Source organism: Pseudomonas sp. ZL2, from assembly GCF_054788455.1.
Genome location: NZ_JBGOGX010000030.1, coordinates 37,496 through 59,298 on the forward strand (window position 1 = coordinate 37,496; position 21,803 = coordinate 59,298).

A 21,803-nucleotide genomic window follows, 5' to 3' on the forward strand; every position below is an offset into this window, starting at 1 on the left:
CGGCGGTGAATCGACCGTGACCGCCAGGTGTCGATCTGATGACATGCCCGGCCCGCCTCCCAGCCTGTACACTGCGGCGATTGCCGGAGGACCTTTCGATGAGCAGCGGCTCGATACTTTCCCTGCGCCATTATCGCCACGACCTGATCGCCCATAGCCACGAACACCCGCAACTGGTGTTCGGCCTGCGCGGGCGCCTGGAATTCGAGGTCGAAGGCCGCGGCGCGCGGCTTGACCGCCAGGCACTGATGGTGGTCCCGGCCGGCCGCCACCACACCTGCGGCAGTGCTGCCGGCAGCGACTGCCTGGTGCTGGACATCCCCACCGACAATTGGCTGAGCCAGTGTCTGGGCGGGCACCTGGACGCCAGCCAGCGCCTGCTGGAGCGGGCCGGGCCATTGAACCTGGACCATCGCCAGCAGCAACTGGTCGACTGGCTGGCGGCCAGCCCGATCAACGATCCGCTGATTGCCCAGCAAGGTGCGGTATTGCTGCTGGCCAGCCTGAGCAGTGACGCATCGCGGGCGGCGACAACAAGGTCACTGCCCTACGCGCGCTTCGACGCCCATATCGAGCAGAACGCCGCCTACCCGCTGCAGGTGGCCGACCTGGCGCGCCTGGCCGGGCTGTCCAGCGCGCGCCTGCATGCGCGGTTCATGGCCGAATGCGGGGTCACGCCCATGGACTATGTGCGCCAGCGCCGCCTGCTGCGTGCACGGCAACTGCTGCGCGATACCTGCTTGCCGATCGGCGAGATTGCCTGCCAGGTCGGCTACAGCTCGCAAAGCGCCTTTGCCGCCGCCATGCTCAAGGCCTTTGGCCGCTCCCCCGGCGCCCTGCGGCGCGACTCTGCAGACAATTGACGCGAGGACCGCGACAGACAGCGCCAGCGCCCGGCTCGTAAACTGGCGCCGCTGCCCTGGCCTACCACAAGGATCTCCATGAATCACCGCACTGCCCTCGGCGCCCTGCACATCGGCGCACTGTTCTTCGGTCTCACCGGCGTGTTCGGCAAGTTGGCCAGCGCCGCGCCTGCAATCATCGTCTTCGGCCGGGCCGCCTTTGCCGTGCTGGCCTTGGCCATATTCGCAGGATTTGCGCGTAAGGCCTGGCAGCCCCTGCAGGCTCAAGACTGGCGCCGTCTGCTGCTCGGCGGGGTGTTGCTGGCCGGGCACTGGGTAAGTTTCTTCATCGCCGTGAAAGTCGCCGGTGTCGCCATCGCCACCCTGGGTTTTGCCAGCTTCCCGGCCTTTACCGTGATCCTCGAAGGGCTGCTGTTTCGCGAGCGCATCCGCAGCAACGAGATCGTTCTGGTGCTGCTGGTGAGCATCGGCCTGGTGCTGGTAACCCCGGACTTCGACCTGGCCAGCCAGGCCACCGGCGGGCTGCTCTGGGCGTTGCTCTCGGGCCTGCTGTTTTCGCTGCTGTCATTGACCAACCGCGCCGGCTCCGGGCGGATTCCGGCGGTGCAGGCAGCCTTGTGCCAGAACGCCGTGGTCGCCTTGTGCCTGTTGCCGGCGGCGGCGCCAGCGCTGGGCGCCGTCAGCGCCATGGACTGGCTGTGGATCGGCCTGCTCGGCGTATTCTGCACAGGTGTGGCGCACAGCCTGTTCGTCGCCAGCCTGGCGGTGATCAAGGCGCGCACCGCCGCAGTGGTCTTTGCCCTGGAGCCGGTCTACGGCATTGCCATGGCCTGGCTGATTTTTGCCGAAACCCCGACCCTGCGCATGCTCCTGGGCGGCGTCCTGATCATCCTCGCCATCGTCATTTCCAGCCGTCTGGCGGCCGGCAGCCAGATCAGCAAGACCGCGGCCGTAGAAGGCTGAGGGTCAGGGCCGGTCGTTGTGGCCGAGGTCGCGCTGCGGGTCGATCTGGTCGCGCACGCGCTGCTTGAGCACCTTGGCTTCCGGGAAGCCGCCATCGGTCTTGCGCTCCCAGATCTGCACGCCATCACAGGTAATGCGGAAGGTGCCGCCGGTGGCGGGCTCAAGGGCCACCCGGGCCAGGTCGTCGCTGAAGGTGCTCAGCAGTTCCTGGGCCAGCCAGGCGGCACGCAGCAGCCACTGGCACTGGGTGCAGTAGGTAATGACAATTTCCGGTTTAGGCGCGGACATACACTGAAGGTCTCCTGACAGGTGGGCACGCTTATACTAGCGGTCTTTAGCCTTCGCTCCGAGAGCCATGATGCACCGCCTGCTGTTATCCCTGCTGCTGATGTTCGTTTCCTTCCCGCTGCTGGCAGCCGAAGCGCCCCGACCGAAAGTCGGCCTGGTGCTCTCCGGCGGTGCTGCCCGCGGCCTGGCCCATATCGGCGTGCTCAAGGCCCTGGAGGAACAGGGCATCAAGGTCGATGCGATTGCCGGCACCAGCATGGGCGCGGTGGTCGGTGGCCTGTACGCCTCCGGCTACAAGATCGACGAGCTGGAGAAACTCGCCCTGAACATCGACTGGCAGCAGGCGCTGTCCGACGCGCCGCCGCGCAAGGACGTGCCGTTCCGGCGTAAACAGGACGACCGCGACTTCCTCGTCAAACAGAAACTCAGCTTTCGCGACGACGGCAGCCTGGGCCTGCCGCTGGGGGTGATCCAGGGCCAGAACCTGGCGCTGCTGCTGGAAAGCATGCTCGCCCACACCAGCGACACCCGCGACTTCGACAAGCTGCCGATCCCCTTCCGCGCCGTCGCCACCGACATCGCCAGCGGCGAAAAAGTGGTATTTCGCCGTGGCCACCTGCCCCAGGTGATTCGCGCCAGTATGTCGATCCCGGCGGTGTTCGCTCCGGTCGAGCTGGATGGCCGGCTGCTGGTCGATGGCGGCATGGTCGACAACATCCCCCTGGATGTCGCGCGCGAGATGGGCGTGGACGTGGCGATCGTCGTCGATATCGGTACCCCGCTACGCAGCCGCAAGCAACTGGCGACCGTGGTTGATGTGCTCAACCAGTCAATCACTCTCATGACCCGGCGTAACTCCGAGGAGCAACTGGCGGCCCTGCACCGCGACGACATCCTCATCCAGCCCCCCCTGTCGAGCTTCGGCGTCACCGATTTCGGCCGGGCCCAGGACATGATCGACGCCGGTTACCGAGCCGCGCGCGCCCTGGACGCGCGCCTGGCAGTGCTCAAGCGCCCGCAAGCCAGCGACGGCGAACTGCTGGCCGCGCGCTCGCCCAGCCAGCGCACCCCGGTGATCACCGCGATCCGTATCGAGAACGACTCGAAGGTCAGTGACGACGTGATCCGCTACTACATTCGCCAACCCATCGGCGAACCACTGGAGCTGGACCGCCTGCAGACCGACATGGGTACCCTTTATGGCCTGGACTACTTCGATCGCGTGCAATACCGGGTGGTACACAAAGGTGCTGACAACACCCTGGTGATCAACGCGCGCGGCCGTCGAGGCGGTACCGACTACCTGCGTCTGGGCCTGAACCTGTCGGACGACATGCGCGGCGACAGCGCCTTCAACATCGGCGCCAGCTACCGGGTCAATGGCATCAACACGCTCGGGGCCGAATGGCTGACCCGGGCGCAGATCGGCGACCAGCAGGAGCTTTACAGCGAGTTCTACCAGCCGCTGGATGCCGGCTCGCGCTACTTCATTGCCCCCTACCTGAACCTGGGCTCGCAGAATATCGAGGCAACCCTGGACGATGACCCGGTCGCCGAATACCGCCTGGAGCGGTATGGTTTCGGTCTTAACCTCGGACGACAGATCGGCAACAGCGGCGAGGTGCGCTTCGGCGTCGGCCAGGCCTGGGGCAAGGCCGATGTCCGGATCGGCGATCAGGACCTGCCAAGATTCAGCTTCAGCGAAGGCTTCTACGAGCTCAAGTACTCGTTCGACACCCTTGACAACGTCTACTTCCCCCACAGTGGCGAGGACATCAACCTGGTGCTGCGCCAGTACGACGAGGGTCTGGGATCCGACCAGCGCTACCGGCAATGGGCATTCAAGCTGGACAAGGCCATGAGCAGCGGCCCCAACACCTGGGTGCTGGGCGGCCAGTACGGACGTACGCTGGATGACGCCGAGGTGGTGACCTCAAGCTTCGTGCTCGGCGGCGCCCGGCAGCTGTCGGGCTTTCGCCAGGACTCGGTGTCCGGGCAGAACGTCAGCCTGATGCGCATGGTCTACTACCGTCGCCTGACCCCGCGCGCCTACTTGCCATTGGACTTCCCGCTGTACCTCGGTGGCTCGCTGGAGCGCGGCCGGGCCTGGAACAACGACAACGAGTTCGACAGTGGCTACATCAATGCAGCCAGCATCTTCGTCGGTTTCGAGACGCCCCTGGGGCCGCTGAACTTCAGCTACGGGGCCAACAGCGAGAATCAGAAGGCGTTGTACCTCAATCTCGGTCACACCTTCTGAGGGTGATCAGGACTTTTCCAGGTTGGCGAGGATCCGCGCGTGGACACGCATGCACACGCGCAACTCCTCTTCATCGACACCGACAAACAGCTCGGCGCGCAAGGCATTGGCAATGGTTTCGATCTGGTCGATCAGTGGCTTGGCCGGCGGGCAGAGAAGAATTTTTTTCGCCCGGCGGTCTTCAAGCACCGCCTGCCGGCGAACCAGGCCCTGGGTTTCCAGGCTGTCGAGCAGACGGGCCAGGGTCGGGCCTTCGACGCCGACGCTCTGGGCCAGCTCGCGCTGGGTTGGCGCCTCGTCGAAACGGGCCAGGTGCAGCAGCACCAGCCAGCGGGCCTGAGACAGGTTCAGACCGGCCAGGCGGCGATCCAGTTCGGCACGCCAGCCGCGGGACATGTGTGCCAGCTGCATCCCGAATTTGTGTTGGTCGGTCAACGGCATAGAGAAACTCATTATCAGAACTAATTATTAGTCAGCTAACCATGACCTTGAGCCACAGGCAAGGCTCATACAGCTGCCGGTGGCTCGATAATCGTTATAAATGATGACAAAGCCGGGTTTACATCTCGAATTCGGCGGCCAGTGCCGCGCGCACGCAATACAGCACCCCTTCAGGTACTCGCCCGCCAAACTGTTCGGCAATGGCCGACACCGGCGGCAACTCGCCTTCGCCATCGAGGAAGGCATCCTGTATCTCGCCCAACAGGTCTTCCGGCAGGTCCAGGGCCTGGTCCAGCGACAGCTCCTGGCGGCCAATGGCTTCGGCGAGCAGGCTGTAGACGTTCTTTTCGCTGCAGTTCAACTGCCCGGCGATCTGCATCGGGGTCATGCCGGCCCGGGCCAGGCTGACCAGTTCGTGACGCAGGTCGGTGACGATTTTCGGCGCCTCGACGCCGCCGCCCAGCACTTCGAGGAAAGCGTCGCCGTAACGCTCCAGCTTGCGCGCACCCACGCCGCTGACCCGGGCCATCTCGCTGAGGCTGGTGGGCTGGCTGCGCAGCATCTCCAGCAGGGTCGAGTCGGGGAAGATCACATAAGGCGGTACGCCGTGCTCTTCGGCCAGCTTGCGGCGCAGCGCGCGCAGGGCTTCCCACTGCTCGCGCTCGTCGCCACGCACCAGCTGGCTGGCCGGGCTGCCGCCACTGCTGCTGCCACCCTTGCTGCTGGTTTGTGGCTTGAGGTCCTTGCGCAGCTCGAGGCTGATTTCACCGCGCAGCAACGGCCGGCAGGTGTCGGACAGGCGCAGGCCACCATAGCCTTCGAGGTCGATGTCGGCCAGACCGCGTGCCACCAGCTGGCGGAACAGCGAGCGCCAGTCGTGCTCGGATCGGTCCTTGCCAACGCCATACACGGCCAGCTTCTCGTGGCCGAAGTTACGGATTTTTTCGTTATCGCGACCGAGCAATACGTCCACCAGGTGACCGACGCCATAGCGTTGACCGGTACGGTACACCGCCGACAGCGCCTGGCGCGCAGGCTCGGTGGCATCCCAGGTCTGCACGCCATCGATGCAGTTGTCGCAGTGGCCACACGGCTGCGGCAGCTCTTCATCGAAGTAGTTGAGCAGGATCTGGCGACGGCAGCGGGTTTCTTCACACAGGGCAAGCATGGCGTCGAGCTTGTGTTGCTCGATGCGCTTGTGACGCTCGTCACCCTCGGAGTTCTGCAGCATCTGCTTGAGCATCACCATGTCCTGCAGGCCGTAGGCCATCCAGGCGTCGGCGGGCAGGCCGTCACGACCGGCACGGCCGGTTTCCTGGTAGTAGGCCTCGAGCGACTTGGGCAGGTCCAGGTGGGCGACGAAGCGCACGTTGGGTTTGTCGATGCCCATGCCGAAGGCGATGGTGGCAACCATGATCAGGCCTTCCTCGTTGAGGAAGCGCCGCTGGTTGGACGCCCGGGTCTCGGCAGGCAGGCCGGCGTGATAAGGCAAGGCCGGGAAGCCCTGCTCGCAGAGGTAGGCCGCTACGTCGTCGACCTTCTTGCGCGACAGGCAGTAGACGATACCGGCGTTGCCGCGCCGCTCGCCGAGGAACGCCAGCAACTGCTTGCGCGGCTGCTCCTTGGGCACGATGCGGTAGAAAATGTTCGGCCGGTCGAAACTCGACAGGAAGCGCTCGGCGTTCTGCAGGTGCAGGCGGGTGACGATCTCTTCACGGGTGCGCATGTCCGCGGTGGCGGTCAGGGCGATGCGCGGCACATTGGGGAACAGTTCGGCCAGTTGCCCCAGTTGCAGGTACTCGGGGCGGAAGTCATGGCCCCACTGCGACACACAGTGGGCTTCATCGATGGCGAAAAGGGCGATGTCGAGGGTACGCAAAAAGTCGAGCATGCGCGGCTGCACCAGGCGTTCGGGGGCCAGGTAGAGCATCTTCACTTCGCCCCGGCGGATACGTCCGGCCAGTTCGCGCTGCTGCTCGGCGCTGAGGGTGGAGTTCAGCGAGGCGGCGGCGACGCCCAGCTCGTCGAGGGTCGCCACCTGGTCATCCATCAGCGCGATCAAAGGCGACACCACCACCGCCAGGCCCGGGCGCAGCAGGGCCGGGACCTGGAAGCAGAGGGACTTGCCGCCGCCGGTGGGCATCAGTACCAGCGCATCGCCACCCTTGGCCACGCACTCGATGATCGCACCCTGGCGTCCCCGAAAGCTGTCGTAACCGAAGATGTCCTTGAGGACGCGCTGAGCCTGTTCGAGCATAAAAACTCCAAAAATCGCAGAACCATCCTGGGCACAGGCTGGACGAAAAACCCGCCTGCCACACTCAAAAATGCGTAAGCGGTTTTTACCCGCCCCCGTTATTGCGAGGGTCGCGGGATAAAAATCGGGCATTATACCGGAGCCTGCGCCCGCGCAGGATGCTCTGCGATAGACGTCTTCCTTTGCCTCGTTTGCGCTGCAAGGTGCTAGAATTCAGTATCGTTTATTCCCAAGGTAGCCCCGTAATGTCCTTCGCCGAGCAATTGACCCGCCTGCAAGCCTTCCTCGACGCCGACGAGCTGCACGAAGAGGCGCTGGACTACGTTGCCGCCCACGGCTACATGACCGCGCTGTCGATCTGTGCCGAGTCGGTTCCGGACCGCGAATGGATCGACGCCCTGTTCGCCGAAGAGCCGCATTACAAGGACGACGCCGAGCGCGAAGCCATCGAAGGCACCCTGCTCGCCCTCAAGGCCCACATCGCCCGCCAGCTGGCCAGCGACGAAGAGTTCGAGCTGCCATGCGACCTCGACCTGGGTGACGAGCCGGACGACTCCGACCTGCGCGGCTGGTGCATCGGCTTCATGGAGGGCGTGTTCCTGCGCGAAGAGGCCTGGTTCGAATCGGCTGAAGAAGAAGTCAGCGAGATGCTCCTGCCGATCATGGTCGGTTCCGGCCTGTTTGATGAGCAGCCTGAGTTCGCCGACATCGCCAGCGATGCCAACCTGATGGACGACATGATTGTGCAGATCCCGGAAGCGCTCACCGCGCTGTACCTGCTGCTGCACGCACCGGACGAGAAGCCAGCCCTGCTCAAACCTCGCCACCACTGAGTCGGCGTCAATGCGCTACCTGCTGCTGGCCACCGGCTGGCTCAGCGTCGCGCTGGGGGTGATCGGGATCTTCCTGCCGGTACTGCCCACCACCCCGTTCCTGCTCCTGGCCGCTGCGTGCTTTGCGCGCAGCTCGCCGCGCTTTCACCACTGGCTGGTCAACCACCCGCGGCTCGGGCCGTGGATTCGTGACTACCTCAGCGGCGAAGGCATTCCCCTCAAAGGCAAACTCTACGCCATCGCCCTGATGTGGCTGAGCATTGGCCTGTCCTGCTACCTGGTGCCGCTGATCTGGGCGCGTGGCTTCATGCTCACCAGCGCGGTGCTGGTGAGCATTTACATCTTGCGGCAGAAGACCCTGCGGCGCCCGTCCTGAGACAGCCCCCACAGATCTCTGTGGGAGCTGGCTTGCCAGCGATGAGGCCGTTACAGTCAGCACATCAGGTACTGGCTGAATTGCGACCGCTGCGCGCTCGATCGCTGGCAAGCCAGCTCCCACAGGCCTACACCGTCAGACGGTATCCACCTTCAACGAATGATCATTGAGCATGCCGTTGATGATCGTCGCCGTGTCCTGCCCCGCCGCAACCACCCCGCCCGCCCCTGCCGTCACACCGTAGTGCTGGGCCAGGTTTACCCCTGCCAGGTCGATGGTCTGGGTCGGAGCCGCGCCCGCTACCGAACTAACCTCGATGGTCGACACCACGCTGGCGCCACTGCCGGTGACCTTGAAGTGCAGGTAGTCATCCAGCGACGCTGTCGTCGTATTCTCACCCTGCAGCAGTTGCGACAGGTCCAGATGATCGGTGCCAGGCGTAAAGTCAGTGACCACGTCATGGCCGGTGTTGCCTTGCTGATACAGAAAGGTATCGCTGCCGGTGCCACCGGTCAGCGTGTTGTTGCCCGGCCCGCCGATCAGTACATCGTCGCCGCCGCCACCGATCAGGGTGTCGTTGCCCAGGCCGCCGTGGAGCAGGTTGGCATTGCCGTTGCCGGTCAGGGTGTCGTTGTAGTCAGTACCGATCAGGTTCTCGATCGCCACCAGGGTGTCGGTGCCCGCGCCACCGGTATTCTGTCCACCGGCAGTATTGAGGTTGACCGTCACGGCGCTGGCGGCACCGCTATAACTGGCGGTGTCGATACCTGCGCCACCGTCGAGCAGGTCATCGCCGGCACCACCGATCAGCTGGTCATTGCCGTCACCACCGTAAAGGAAGTCGTTGCCATCCCCACCGATCAGGACGTCATTACCGGCACCGGCATTGAGGGTGTCATTACCGGCGCCTGCCAGCAGGGTATCGTCGCCGCCGGTACCGGTGAGGGTGTTGCCCTCCTGATACGTGATGTCGACATTGCCAGTGCTGCTGCCGCCATGCCCGTCGCTGAGGGTATAGGTGCCGTTGTAGGTCTCGTTTTGCGCGTTGGAATAGTCGACTGTCATGGTCAACGCATAGTTTTCAGCGTTGTTGACGTTGCTGCCCGACGTGTTGGTCAGGTTGACCAGGTGAATGCTGTAGACACCATCATGACTGGCGGTAAAGGTGTTTCCGTCAGCGATGGTCTGATAGCTGCCGTTCTCATCCTTCCACTCCATCAGGATGTTGCCCGTCGGCCGGTCGTGATCCAGCTTGAGGGTCTCACCTTTTTTCAAGGAGACCGTCAGCACGTCCTCGTCGTTGGCATTGTTCGCGGTCACGTTGCCCAGGTAGCCGTTGACGATCAGCGCGGCAGTCATGGCGTTGGCCGGGCCTCTGAAAGCGCTGCGCGGCAGGTCCCGGAGCTGGTTGGCAGCCGAGTTGCCGGTACTGCTGAAGTTGACCTGCGGCGGTGTTGCGCTGCCCACCGTGAAGCCGGCGCCTTTGGCTGCCCAGCCGGTTTCGAAGGTGGTCGTCGAAGCCACACTGAGTCGGTCATTGTTGGCATCGCTGTCATTGGCCAGCAGTGCCGCGGCCGGTACCACGATGCTGCTGGAGAGGATGTTGCTGATGATGTGATCGGCGCCCGCTACCGGCGCGGTGTTGGTGTAGACCTTCACCACCAGGTTGGCGCTGCTCAGGTCGCCGTCGTTGTCGCTGGCAGTGAAACCGATGTTTTCCGTCCTGGTGCTGCCAGTGTCCTTCGGCGGTGTGTAGGTAAATTCACCGGTATCCATGTCGACCAGCAAGGTGCCACCGAGCACGGTCTTGATGTTGAAGGTGTTGGTCACCGTATCGAAGCTGCCACGGTCAGTTCCACTGGCGGTATAGCTGCCTTGGCCATTATTGGCCTTGGGATCGTAAGTGTAGGTGGTGCCGTCGACCAGCAGCGACTTGATGAAGCCGCCGTCGGCGCCGAGGATTCCGCCACTCAACAGGCTGCCGGTGATCGGCGCGCCCTGCACGGTGCCGGACAACACCGAGTTGAGCTGGCTGAGGTCGGTGACCACGGTGGCATTGGTGTCGGTGTGGGTACTGCCATCGTAGGACAATGGATTGAGGTTTTCGGCATTGACGCCGCCGCCCAGGCCAATGGCATAGGATTTGACGCCATTGTTGTCGAGGAAAGTCTCCCAGGCGGCTTCCCGAGGCGCGGTAATGGAATGCCCCGAAGTCGGAGCACCGTCGGAGAAGAAGTACACGATGTTCTGCGCCCCGGCTATCTTGCCACCGGTGGTGTAGGCCGATTGCGCCGTATCGATCGCCGAGTCGTAATAGGTCGAGCCGTTCGCGCTCAGGCCGTTGACGATAGTCTTGGCCTGGTCGACGGTCACCCAGACTGCCGATTGCTGGTCGGCACCGCTGGAGAAGGTCACCAGTTGCACCTTCACATCGCCCATCTCGTCGTACTTGTCGAGCAATGCGTTGATCGCCTGCTTGGCCAGTTGCAGGCGGGTCAGCCCCGGTACGCCGGAAGCTTCGTTCATACTGCCGGACACGTCGATGATCAGCAGCAGGTTGGAATCCACCTGCCCCGGCGTCACCGAACGTTCGGCCCCGACCACGCTTGGCACGTCGTCAATGATGTTCACATCAAGGGTGGCATTGGCTGAACTGCCATCCCTGTCAGTGGCAACAACCGTGATCGCCTCATTCAGGCTGTTGGTGCCATTGGCGTTGGGATGGTTTTCGTTGTCGAGCAAAGTGTAGCTGTACGTCACCACACCGGTCGCCGGGTTGTAGCCGGTGATGGTGATGGCATTGCCCAATGGCGTGGTGCCGCTTTGCGGGAAGCCATTGACCACACCGCCACTGACGACGCTGACACCGCCGACGGTCAGGCTTTGCAGGCCGTCAGGGGCGGTTACGGTGAAACTGCCGGTCTGGGTCAGGGCCGGTGAATTCGGGCTGCTGCCGTCGCTGAGGTGCTTCTCGTAAACGGTCAGCTCACCACCGTTGATGTTGAGGCCGTCAATGGTCACCGGGTTATCAAGGTTGCTGACATTGAGCTTCAGTGTCGCGGTGCTGGTGTCACCATCGGCATCGCGCAAGGTGTAGGTAAAGTTTTCGACCCCAGTGCCGCCACCGGGCAGGTTGATGAAATCCGGATCGTTGGCGTTCAGGGTGTAGGTGTAGGACCCATCGGCAGCCAGCACCAGCGTGCCGTAGGTACCGACGAAGGTTCCACCGGTAATCGGCCCGCTTACGCGGTCGGCACCTTGAACGTCATTGGTCAGCACATTACCGGTCAGGGTCAGTTGCGTTTCGCTGGCAGTGACCGCGTTGGTGTCGTTAACCGCCTTCGGTACATCGTCGACGATGTTCACATCGATCGAACCGCTTGCCGTGCTGCCATCGGTATCGGTGGCCGTGACGGTAAAGCTCTCGCTCAGGCTGTTTGTATCGTTGGCCGTAGGGTGATTCTCGTTGTCGAGCAAGGTGTAGGTGTAAGTCACCACACCCGTCGCCGGGTTGTAACCGGTAATGGTCAGGGTATTGCCCAGCGCCGTGGTCGCCGATTGCGGGAAGGTATTGGCAACGCCCCCGGTAATCACATTGATGCCCTGGACGGTCAGGGTCTGCAGGCCGTCGGGCGCGGTCACGGTGAAGGTGCCGGTCTGGGTCAGGGCCGGATTGCTCGGGCTGCTGCCATCGCCGAGGTTCTTCTCGTAGACCGTCAGCTCGCCACCGTTGACGTTAAGGCCGTTAAGGGTCACCGGATCGTTGAGGTTGCTGACGTTCAGCACCAGGTTGGCGGTGCTGGTGTCGCCGTCGGCGTCCTTCAGGGTGTAGGTGAAAGTCTCGATGCCGTTGCCGCCACCGTGCAGGTTCTTGAAGTCCGGATCGTTGGCGTTGAGTGTGTAGGTGTAGGAGCCATCGGCGGCCAGCACCAGCGTGCCGTAGGTGCCAGCGAAGGTACCAGCAGTAATCGGCCCGGCTGGAATGCGGTCTGCACCCTGCACGTCGTTGGTCAATACATTGCCGGTGAGGGTCAGCTGGTTCTCGGTGGCAGTGACGGCGTTGGTATCGCCCGCTGCGGCCGGGATGTCGTCGACGATATTGACGTCGATAGAGCCGCTGGCGGTGTTGCCATCGGTGTCAGTGGCGGTCACCGTGAAGCTTTCACTCAGGCTGTTGGTGCCATTGGCGCTCGGGTGCGCTTCATTGTCGAGCAAGGTGTAGCTGTAGCTGACGACTCCGGTGGCCGGATTGTAGCCGGTAATGGTCAGCGTGTTGCCCAGGGCCGTGGTTGCCGATTGCGGGAAGGTATTGGCAACGCCCCCGGTAATCACACTGATGCCCTGGACGGTCAGGGTCTGCAGGCCGTCGGGCGCGGTCACGGTGAAGCTGCCGGTCTGGGTCAGGGCCGACGTGTTCGGGCTGCTGCCGTCGCCGAGGTTCTTCTCGTAGACCGTCAGCTCGCCACCGTTGACGTTCAGGCCATCAAGGGTCACCGGATCATTGAGGTTGCTGACGTTCAGCACCAGGTTGGCGGTGGACGCATCGCCGTCGGCATCGGTCAGCGTGTAGGCAAAGGTCTCGACGCCGTTACCGCCACCCTGCAGGTTGAAGAAGTCCGGATCATTGGTGTTGAGCGTATAGGTGTAGGAACCATCGGCCGCCAGCACCAGGGTGCCGTAGGTGCCGACGAAGGTGCCGGCGGTGATCGGCCCGGTCGCCACACGGTCTGCGCCCTGCACATCATTGATCAGCACGTTGCCGGTCAGGGTCAGTTGGTTCTCTGTGGCAGTGACCGCATTGGTATCGCCCGCTGCGGTCGGGATGTCGTCGACGATATTGACGTCGATGGCGCCACTGGCGGTACTGCCATCGGTGTCGGTCACGCTGACCGTGAAGCTCTCACCGAGACTGTTGATGCCATTGGCTGCGGCATGGGTTTCGTTGTCCACCAGGGTGTAGCTGTAGCTGACCACGCCGGTTGCCGGGTTGTAACCGGTAATGGTCAGGGTGTTGCCCAGGGCCGTGGTCGCCGACTGTGGGAAGCCGCTGGCCACGCCGCCACTGACCACGGTGATGCCGCCGACGGTGAGCGTTTGCACGCCGTCGAGTGCGGTCACGGTGAAGCTGCCGGTCTGGGTCAGGGCCGGCGCATCCGGGCTGCTGCCGTCGCCGAGGTTCTTCTCGTAAACGGTGAGTTCGCCGCCCTCGACATTCAGGCCATCGAGGGTCACCGGATCATTGAGGTTGCTGACGTTCAGCACCAGGTTGGCGGTGGACACATCACCGTCGGCATCGGTCAGCGTGTAGGCAAAGGTCTCGATGCCGTTACCACCACCCTGCAGGTTGAAGAAGTCCGGATCGTTGGTGTTGAGCGTATAGGTGTAGGAACCGTCGGCGGCCAGCACCAGGGTACCGTAGGTGCCGACGAAGGTGCCGGCGGTGATTGGCCCGGTCGGCACACGGTCTGCGCCCTGCACATCATTGGTCAGCACGTTGCCGGTCAGGGTCAGTTGGTTCTCTGTGGCAGTGACCGCGTTGGTATCGCCCGCTGCGGTCGGGATGTCGTCGACGATATTGACGTCGATGGCGCCACTGGCGGTACTGCCATCGGTGTCGGTCACGCTGACCGTGAAGCTCTCACCGAGACTGTTGATGCCATTGGCTGCGGCATGGGTTTCGTTGTCCACCAGGGTGTAGCTGTAGCTGACCACGCCGGTTGCCGGGTTGTAACCGGTAATGGTCAGGGTGTTGCCCAGGGCCGTGGTCGCCGACTGTGGGAAGCCGCTGGCCACGCCGCCACTGACCACGGTGATGCCGCCGACGGTGAGCGTTTGCACGCCGTCGAGTGCGGTCACGGTGAAGCTGCCGGTCTGGGTCAGGGCCGGCGCATCCGGGCTGCTGCCGTCGCCGAGGTTCTTCTCGTAAACGGTGAGTTCGCCGCCCTCGACATTCAGGCCATCGAGGGTCACCGGATCATTGAGGTTGCTGACGTTCAGCACCAGGTTGGCGGTGGACACATCACCGTCGGCATCGGTCAGCGTGTAGGCAAAGGTCTCGATGCCGTTACCACCACCCTGCAGGTTGAAGAAGTCCGGATCGTTGGTGTTGAGCGTATAGGTGTAGGAACCGTCGGCGGCCAGCACCAGGGTACCGTAGGTGCCGACGAAGGTGCCGGCGGTGATTGGCCCGGTCGGCACACGGTCTGCGCCCTGCACATCATTGGTCAGCACGTTGCCGGTCAGGGTCAGCTGATTTTCCGTGGCAGTCGCCGCATTGGTATCGCCGGCCGCCGTCGGTACATCGTCGAGGATGGAAACATCGATGCTCATGCTCGCACTGCTGCCATCGCTGTCGGTGGCAACAACGTTGAAACTCTCGCCAAGGGTGTTGCTGCCATTGGCAGTGGCATGCGCCTCGCTGGCGTTCAAGGTGTAGCTGTAAGTCACCTCACCCGTAGCCGGGTTGTAGCCGCTGATGGTCAGGGTATTGCCCAGTGCGGTCGTGACCGATTGCGGGAAGCCATTGACCACCCCTGCACTGATCACATTGATGCCGCCAACCGTCAGCGCCTGCAGACCATCAGCCGCGGTCACGGTAAAAGTGCCGCTCTGGGTCAGCGCCGCCGCGTCGGGGCTGCTGCCGTCCGCCAGGTTTTTCTCGAACAGCACCAGCTCGCCGCCGTTGATGCTCAGCCCGTTGAGCTCCACCGGATCATTGAGGTTGCTGACGTTCAACACCAGGTTGGCGCTGGAATCATCGCCATCGGCATCAGTCAGGGTGTAGGTAAAGGTCTCGATGCCATTCCCACCGCCATGCAGGTTGATGAAGTCCGGATCAGCAGTGTTGAGCGTATAGGTGTAGGAACCATCGGCCGCCAGCACCAGCGTGCCGTAGGTGCCAACGAAGGTGCCGGCAGTGATCGGCCCGCTCGGTACCCGGTCTGCGCCCTGCACATCGTTGGTCAGCACGTTGCCGCTAAGGGTCAGCTGGTTTTCCGTGGCGGTGACGGCATTGGTATCGGCCATCGCCTGCGGCACATCATCAATCACGGAGATATCCAGCGAACCACTGGCTACGTCGCCATCGGTGTCACTGACCAGTACCGCGATGCTTTCGCCAAGCCCATTGGCGCCAGCGCCGCCTGGGTGGTTTTCGGCTCCGCTCAAGGAGTAGCTGTAGCTGACCACGCCGCTGCCAGCATCGTAGCCGGTGATGGTCAGCACATTACCCAGGCCGGTGGTGATCGACTGGCCAACGCCAGTCACCGCTCCAGCAGTAACAATGTTGATGCCACCGACATTGAGGTTGAACACCCCATCAGGTGCCTGCACCGTGAAACTGCCACCCCGGGTCAGGGCCGCCGGATCACTGGCCGAACCCTGGGCCAGATTGGCCTCGTTCAACGACAACTCGCCACCCTCGATATCAAGCCCCTGGAGGTTGACCGGGTTGTCGACCGCAGGCAGCGGCGGTGCATCGTCATTGTTGTTGATCAGGCCGACGTCCAGCTCCGGCAACTCGGGAAAACCGTTGAAGCCTGCAGTGGGAAAGCCAATCTGCGGATCTACCCGCCCGGCCACCTCATCGAGAATGACGAAGGTATGCCCGCCGCCCAGTGCACCCGGCGCACCGCCAGTGCCCGGCCCCGCCGCAGTCGGGTCGGCTTCCTGGGTCGGGTCGGCGCCGGCGGCGATGGCTTGCTGGAGTTTCTCGACATCAGTCAGTTGTGCCTGGCTGGGGGTCGTCGACTCCGACGTCTCGACATGAGGCGCTTGGTTCGCCAGCAGCTCAGGGGTCAGGGTCAGGCTGCTACCGCGGCCGAGGGTAAGTTCGGCACCGTTTTGCAGGTGGACGGCGACAGCGCCCGCAAGGCCTGTGTCCAGCTGCTCGCCGGCATACACCTTATCGCCTTCGACCAGAGGCCGGCGGCTGCCATCGCTGCCCACAGCGAAGACTTCGCCCACTACCTTGCTGACGATACCGATTAACTTAGCCATGAGCGCACTCCTCCACTGCAAATCGGTTGATTGCAACAAGCGTGCGCTGAACTATCGCGTGCCCAACCCGACGGGATTACCCCGGGCCAGCGCTGAAAACAGCCTGCCAGTACGCCGTGATTTCAATGAAATCAACAACTTCGCCTGTCAGTGCTGCGGTGAAAGTGGTTGAACGAAGTGGCCTTGTGACATATGCCAAAAAATTGTCGCCAAATTTCGCCCCGCCTCCATCCCCTCCGCTACATCCATGCCCTCTGCTGCAAAAACACGGGAACTTTCTCTGACGCCCGAAAAACGCCCTCTAGCGCTATTCCACGGGCTGCCTGATATGAACAATGTCGCGGATTTCTTAGACCGCATAAGTTTTTTTTCGCATAACTCTTATGAAAAAATCTTCTTAGCTGCGCGCGTAAATGTTCTTAGCTCTGTTGTTACAAGCCTGATACGGTTTGACCTCAGGTTTTCGTCACTTTTTTGACGAACCGCAGGACCATTATTAGAAATCAGGGAGAAGTAACCCATGCGCGTTTTGACCCCCATCACCAGCGCAATTCTGTTGGCCATGGCATGTACCAATGCCCAGGCGATGTCACTTAATGAGGCTGTGCAAAACGCCGTGGATCAACATCCGGAAATTGGAGCCAGCAAGAACAGCCGGCTGTCGGCCGATGAAGATGTGAAGTTCGCCAGAGGCGGTTACTACCCCAGAGTCGACCTGGTGGCCGGCTATGGGCGCCAGCGCTCCGACAACACCAACACCCGTGGCACCAATGTCGACGGCACGCGCGACCATAATAAAGAGACATTGACCTACACCCAGTCCGACCTGCGCCTGCGGCAGATGCTCTTCGACGGCTTCAACACCGCCAACGAAGTCGGCCGTACGGAAGCGGTGGTGAACTCGCGCGCCTACTACACCCAGGCCACCGCCCAGTCCGTCGCCCTGAGCGCCATCGAGGTTTACCTCGAGGTGCTCAAACGCCGTGAGCTGGTGACCCTGGCCAAGAACAACCTGCAAGCGCACCTGCGGGTCAACGACCAGATCGGCCTGCGTAGCGAGCGTGGCGTCGGCAGCATCGCCGACCGCGACCAGTCCACTGCCCGTCGCGCCTTGGCGGAAAACAACCTGTACACCGCCGAGGTCGACCTGGCCGATGCCGAGGCCAGGTTCTATAGCGTCGTCGGTCGCCCGGCCGATGAGCTGGAAACCCCGGTGACCATCAAGGGCGAAGTGCCTGGCGACCTGGGGGCTGCGCGCCAGAACATGCTCGACAACAACCCCTACCTGAAATCCGCCCAGGCCGATGTCAATGCGGCCGAGCAGCAATACGAAGTGGCCAAGTCGCCGTTCTATCCGCGTCTGGACGCGGTGCTGGCCACCGGTGCCAACAACAACACCGCAGGCCAGGTCGGCCATGACAACAACGACTGGCAGGCCGGTGTCGAGCTCAACTACAACCTGTTCCGTGGTGGCAGCGACAAGGCCCGCCTGCAGTCCGATGCGCACAAGATCAACCAGGCCATGGACATCCGCAACAACGCTCTGCGCCAGCTTACCGAGGACCTGTCGCTGTCGTGGAACGCCATGAACAACGCCCGCGTGCAACTGCCGGCGGCCCGCGAATACGCCGAGACCTCCACCCGCGTGCGCGCGGCCTACCAAGACCAGTTCGGCCTCGGCCAGCGCACCCTGCTCGACCTGCTCGACAGTGAAAACGAGCTGTACAACGCCAACCGCCGCTACACCGAAGTGCGCTACACCGAAGAGTTCTCCATGTACCGGGTCCTGGCCAACATGGGTGAATTGTTGAGCAAGCAGCGCATCTCGTTGCCCCCCGAAGCGATCGCCAAGAGCGAAGTGAAGAGCGAGGCGCGCTTGCCCGATATGCGCTAATCCCCTCCACCCGCTGCAGGAGTAGGCGACCGTGACCAGCATGCAACCTGCGAGCTCGGCATTAGATCCGCGCCAGAGTTTCGATGACCCGTTACTCGATGGCTTGCTGATCCTCTGCAAGCTGCATGGTTGCACTGTCAGTCGCGCCGGTCTGAGTGCCGGCCTGCCCCTGCCCGAGCAACGCCTGAGCCTTGAGCTGCTGCCCCGGGCAGCAGCACGGGCCGGGCTGCAGGCGCGGGTTCTACGGCGTGAATTGGGGTCAATCTCGGCGCTCAACTTGCCGGTGCTGGTGCTGCTCAAGGACGGTCGCTGCGCAGTGCTGCGCCGTTGGGGCGAAGATGGCCGGGCGTTGATCCTGCCCTGCGAAGCCGAAGGCGGCGAGCAGTGGGTCAGCCGCGAAGAACTGCTTGAAGCCTACGCCGGTGAAGCCCTGTTCGCCCGCCCCCGCCACGAACTGGAAGACCTGCGGGCCCCGCTGATGCCGCGGGTCAACGCCTGGTTCCGCGACACCCTCAAACTCTCGCGCTGGCTGTACAGCGACGCCATCCTCGCCAGCCTGCTGATCAACCTGCTGGGGCTGATGGTGCCGTTGTTCGTCATGCAGACCTACGACCGGGTGGTGCCCAACCAGGCCACCTCGACGCTCTGGGTGCTGAGTGCCGGCCTGTTGATCGGCACCCTGTTCGAATTGACCCTGCGCGTAGTCCGCGCCCACCTGCTCGACCAGGCCGGGAAAAAGACCGACCTGATTCTCTCTGCCACCCTGTTCGAACGCATCACCGGCATGTCGATGAAAGCCCGCCCGGCCACGGTCGGCGGCTTTGCCCAGAGCATTCATGACTTCCAGGGCCTGCGTGAATTCCTCACCGCGGTGACCCTGACCAGCGTCATCGACCTGCCCTTCGTGGTGTTGATGCTGGCAGTGATCGGCCTGCTCGGCGGCTGGCTGGTGGTGATCCCGCTGATCGCCTTTCCGCTGACCATTGTCTTCGCCCTGTTCATCCAGATACGCCTGCGCGACACCGTGCAAAAAAGCCTGGCCCTTGGCGCCGTGCGCCAGGCCTTGCTGATCGAAACCCTCGGCGGCCTGGAGACCCTCAAGGCCTGCAGCGCTGAAAGCGAGCGCCAGTACCAGTGGGAAAGTACCCACGGCGCCCTCACCCGCCTCGACGCCCACGCCCGCAACCTTTCGGCCGTGGCCACCAACGGCACGTTGTTCATCCAGCAGTTCTGCGGCATGGCCACCATCGTTGCCGGGGTTTACAGCATCATCGCCGGCAACCTCAGCGTCGGTGCCCTGGTCGCCAGCTATATGCTCGGCAGCCGGGTATTGGCACCGCTGGGGCAGATCGCCGGGCTGATTACCCGCTACCAGCAGGCACAACTGACCATGCGCAGCACCGATGCGCTGATGGCCTTGCCCCAGGAACGCCAGGCCGGCCAGCAGCCGCTGGAACGCACCCAGTTGCACGGCGCCCTCGACGTCAGCCATGTGAGCTTTCGCTACACCGGACAGAACGCTGCCGCCCTCAATGACATCAGCTTCAGCGTCAAGCCGGGCGAACGCATCGGCATCATCGGCCGCAGCGGTTCCGGCAAGAGCACCCTGGCGCGCCTGCTGATGGGTTTCTATGCCCCGGACGAAGGGCAGATCCTGCTCGACAATCTCGACCTGCGCCAACTGGACATCGCCGACTTGCGTCACCAACTGGGCTACGTCGCCCATGACTTGCCGCTGCTGGCGGGCAGTTTGCGCGACAACCTGACCCTTGGCGCGCGCTATGTGAGTGATGCGCGGATGCTCGAAGTCGCCGAGCTGACCGGCGTCAGCGAGCTGGCCCGGCAACATCCGCAAGGCTTCGACCGCCCGGTGGGCGAGCGTGGCCAACTGCTCTCCGGCGGCCAGCGCCAGGCCGTGCTGCTGGCCCGGGCGATGCTGCTCGAACCGCCGATCATGATCCTCGACGAACCCACCAGCCACATGGACAACAGCAGCGAAGACCAACTGCGCCAGCGCCTGCATGGCTGGGTCCAGGGCAAGACCCTGCTGCTGGTCACCCACCGCACCTCGATGCTCAGCCTGGTCGATCGGCTGCTGGTGCTGGACAACGGCAGGATCGTTGCCGACGGACCGAAGGAAGCGGTCATCGATGCACTGCGCAAAGGCCGCGTTGGCGCGGCACTCTAGGGGGTCCATCCATGTCCGTAAGCCAAGGCCTGCGCAGTTACTTCCAGAGTTTCGGCAAGACCGCCGAACACGAGTTCATGCCCGATGTGGCCGGCGCCACGCTGCAGGACTCGCCGCGTCTGTCACGCATTACCGTATGGCTGGCTGCAGCTTTGTTACTGGTAGCGCTGCTCTGGGCCAAGTTCGCCGTGCTCGATGAAGTGACCATGGGCGAAGGCAAGGCCATTCCGTCGAGCAAGGTCCAGGTGATCCAGAACCTGGAAGGCGGCATCGTTACCGAGATCTTCGTGCGCGAAGGGCAGATGGTGAACAAGGGCGATACCCTGCTGCGCCTGGACGACACCCGGTTTCAGTCCAACAAGGGCGAGAGCGAGGCCGACCGTTTTGCCCTCACGGCCCAGGTCGAGCGCTTGTCAGCCGAAGCCGAAGGCCGGCCGTTCCAGCTCTCCGAAGAAGTGCGCAGCAAGGCGCCGCAGGTGGCTGAAGACGAGCTGTCGCTGTACCAGTCACGCCAGCGTCGCCTGACCAGCGAGAAGCAGACCCTCAACGAACAACTGCGGCAGAAGACCCAGGAACTGGCCGAGTTCCGCTCCAAGGTCGAGCAATACCGCTCGGCCCTGGCCCTGTTGCAGCAGGAGCTGAACATGTCGACGCCGCTGGTCGGCACCGGGGCGATTTCACCGGTGGAGATCCTGCGTCTCAAGCGCAGCGCCGTCGAAGCCCGCGGCTCGCTCAACGCCACCAGCCTGGCGATCCCCCGGGCCGAAGCGGCGGTAGCGGAGATCAAGAGCAAGATCGAAGAGTCCGAAGCCGGGTTTCGTTCGGAAGCTGCCAAGGAGCTCAATGAAAAACGCACCGATCTGTCGAAGATCACTGCCTCGAGCATCGCCATCGATGACCGGGTGACCCGCACCACGGTGGTTTCGCCGGTTCACGGGATCATCAAGCTGCTCAAGGTCAACACCATCGGCGGCGTGGTCCAGCCCGGCAGCGACCTGCTGGAGATCGTGCCGCTGGAAGACAACCTGCTGATCGAGGCCAAGGTGCGGCCGCAAGATGTCGCCTTCCTGCACCCCGGGCAGTCGGCGATGGTCAAGTTCAGCGCCTACGACTACACCATCTATGGCGGCCTGAAGGCCAAGCTCGAACTGATCAGCGCCGACACCGTCACCGACGACAAGGGCAATGCCTTCTACCTGATCCAGGTGCGTACCGACCGCAACCATCTGGGGGGTGACAACAAGCCGTTGTTGATCATTCCGGGCATGACCGCGACGGTGGATATCATCACCGGGCACAAGAGCGTGCTCGACTACCTGCTCAAGCCGGTGCTCAAGGCACGTACCGAGGCGATGCGCGAACGCTGAGGCGTTCGAGGGCTGCTGTACGCAGCCCATCGCCGGCAAGGCCGGCTCCCACAGAATTGCCGCCTGCAGATCCAA

The 21,803-nt window shown here is 63.2% G+C and carries 12 protein-coding genes; 8 read left to right on the forward strand and 4 right to left on the reverse strand.

What is annotated here, in order from left to right:
• Positions 1–98: 98 nt before the first annotated feature.
• Positions 99–863 carry an AraC family transcriptional regulator gene (locus ABM562_RS18905; RefSeq protein WP_134063724.1) on the forward strand — a complete coding sequence of 255 codons (765 nt, stop codon included), beginning with the start codon at positions 99–101 and terminating at the stop codon, positions 861–863.
• A gap of 78 nt (positions 864–941) precedes the next feature.
• Entirely contained in the window at positions 942–1,826 is an 885-nt protein-coding gene (locus ABM562_RS18910) for a DMT family transporter (RefSeq protein WP_134063726.1), read from the forward strand.
• Positions 1,827–1,829: 3 nt separating this feature from the next.
• On the opposite strand, the gene ABM562_RS18915 is transcribed toward ABM562_RS18910, so the two are convergent.
• On the reverse strand, positions 1,830–2,114 hold the full coding sequence (locus ABM562_RS18915; protein ID WP_460422932.1) for an Rdx family protein: 285 nt from the start codon (positions 2,112–2,114) through the stop codon (positions 1,830–1,832).
• A gap of 70 nt (positions 2,115–2,184) precedes the next feature.
• On the opposite strand from ABM562_RS18915, the gene ABM562_RS18920 reads away from it, so the two are divergent.
• On the forward strand, positions 2,185–4,374 hold the full coding sequence (locus tag ABM562_RS18920) for a patatin-like phospholipase family protein (RefSeq protein WP_115088172.1): 2,190 nt from the start codon (positions 2,185–2,187) through the stop codon (positions 4,372–4,374).
• A 6-nt stretch (positions 4,375–4,380) separates the two neighbouring features.
• Here ABM562_RS18920 and ABM562_RS18925 read toward each other — a convergent pair whose 3' ends face one another.
• Complete coding sequence (locus ABM562_RS18925; protein WP_115088173.1) at positions 4,381–4,815, reverse strand: MarR family transcriptional regulator; 435 nt, start codon at positions 4,813–4,815, stop codon at positions 4,381–4,383.
• A gap of 118 nt (positions 4,816–4,933) precedes the next feature.
• Positions 4,934–7,072, reverse strand: a complete 2,139-nt coding sequence (gene recQ / locus ABM562_RS18930) for a DNA helicase RecQ (protein ID WP_460422934.1) — start codon at positions 7,070–7,072, stop codon at positions 4,934–4,936.
• A 245-nt stretch (positions 7,073–7,317) separates the two neighbouring features.
• Here recQ and ABM562_RS18935 point away from each other — a divergent pair, with 245 nt between their 5' ends.
• Positions 7,318–7,905, forward strand: a complete 588-nt coding sequence (locus ABM562_RS18935; RefSeq protein ID WP_115088175.1) for a UPF0149 family protein — start codon at positions 7,318–7,320, stop codon at positions 7,903–7,905.
• A gap of 10 nt (positions 7,906–7,915) precedes the next feature.
• Positions 7,916–8,281, forward strand: a complete 366-nt coding sequence (locus tag ABM562_RS18940) for a YbaN family protein (protein WP_115088176.1) — start codon at positions 7,916–7,918, stop codon at positions 8,279–8,281.
• A 135-nt stretch (positions 8,282–8,416) separates the two neighbouring features.
• On the opposite strand, the gene ABM562_RS18945 is transcribed toward ABM562_RS18940, so the two are convergent.
• On the reverse strand, positions 8,417–16,279 hold the full coding sequence (locus ABM562_RS18945) for a retention module-containing protein (RefSeq protein ID WP_460422936.1): 7,863 nt from the start codon (positions 16,277–16,279) through the stop codon (positions 8,417–8,419).
• Positions 16,280–16,799: 520 nt separating this feature from the next.
• Here ABM562_RS18945 and ABM562_RS18950 point away from each other — a divergent pair.
• From ABM562_RS18950 to ABM562_RS18960, 3 genes are read left to right on the forward strand one after another with little or no spacing between them, the layout of a single operon-like run.
• The gene (locus ABM562_RS18950) at positions 16,800–18,173 is read left to right on the forward strand and encodes a TolC family outer membrane protein (RefSeq protein ID WP_115088178.1); all 1,374 of its coding nucleotides are present in this window, start codon (positions 16,800–16,802) and stop codon (positions 18,171–18,173) included.
• Positions 18,174–18,213: 40 nt separating this feature from the next.
• A complete protein-coding gene (locus ABM562_RS18955) occupies positions 18,214–20,361 on the forward strand; it encodes a type I secretion system permease/ATPase (RefSeq protein ID WP_267954066.1) in 2,148 nt (715 codons plus the stop codon).
• Positions 20,362–20,372: 11 nt separating this feature from the next.
• The gene (locus ABM562_RS18960; protein ID WP_115088180.1) at positions 20,373–21,728 is read left to right on the forward strand and encodes an HlyD family type I secretion periplasmic adaptor subunit; all 1,356 of its coding nucleotides are present in this window, start codon (positions 20,373–20,375) and stop codon (positions 21,726–21,728) included.
• Positions 21,729–21,803 lie beyond the last annotated feature (75 nt).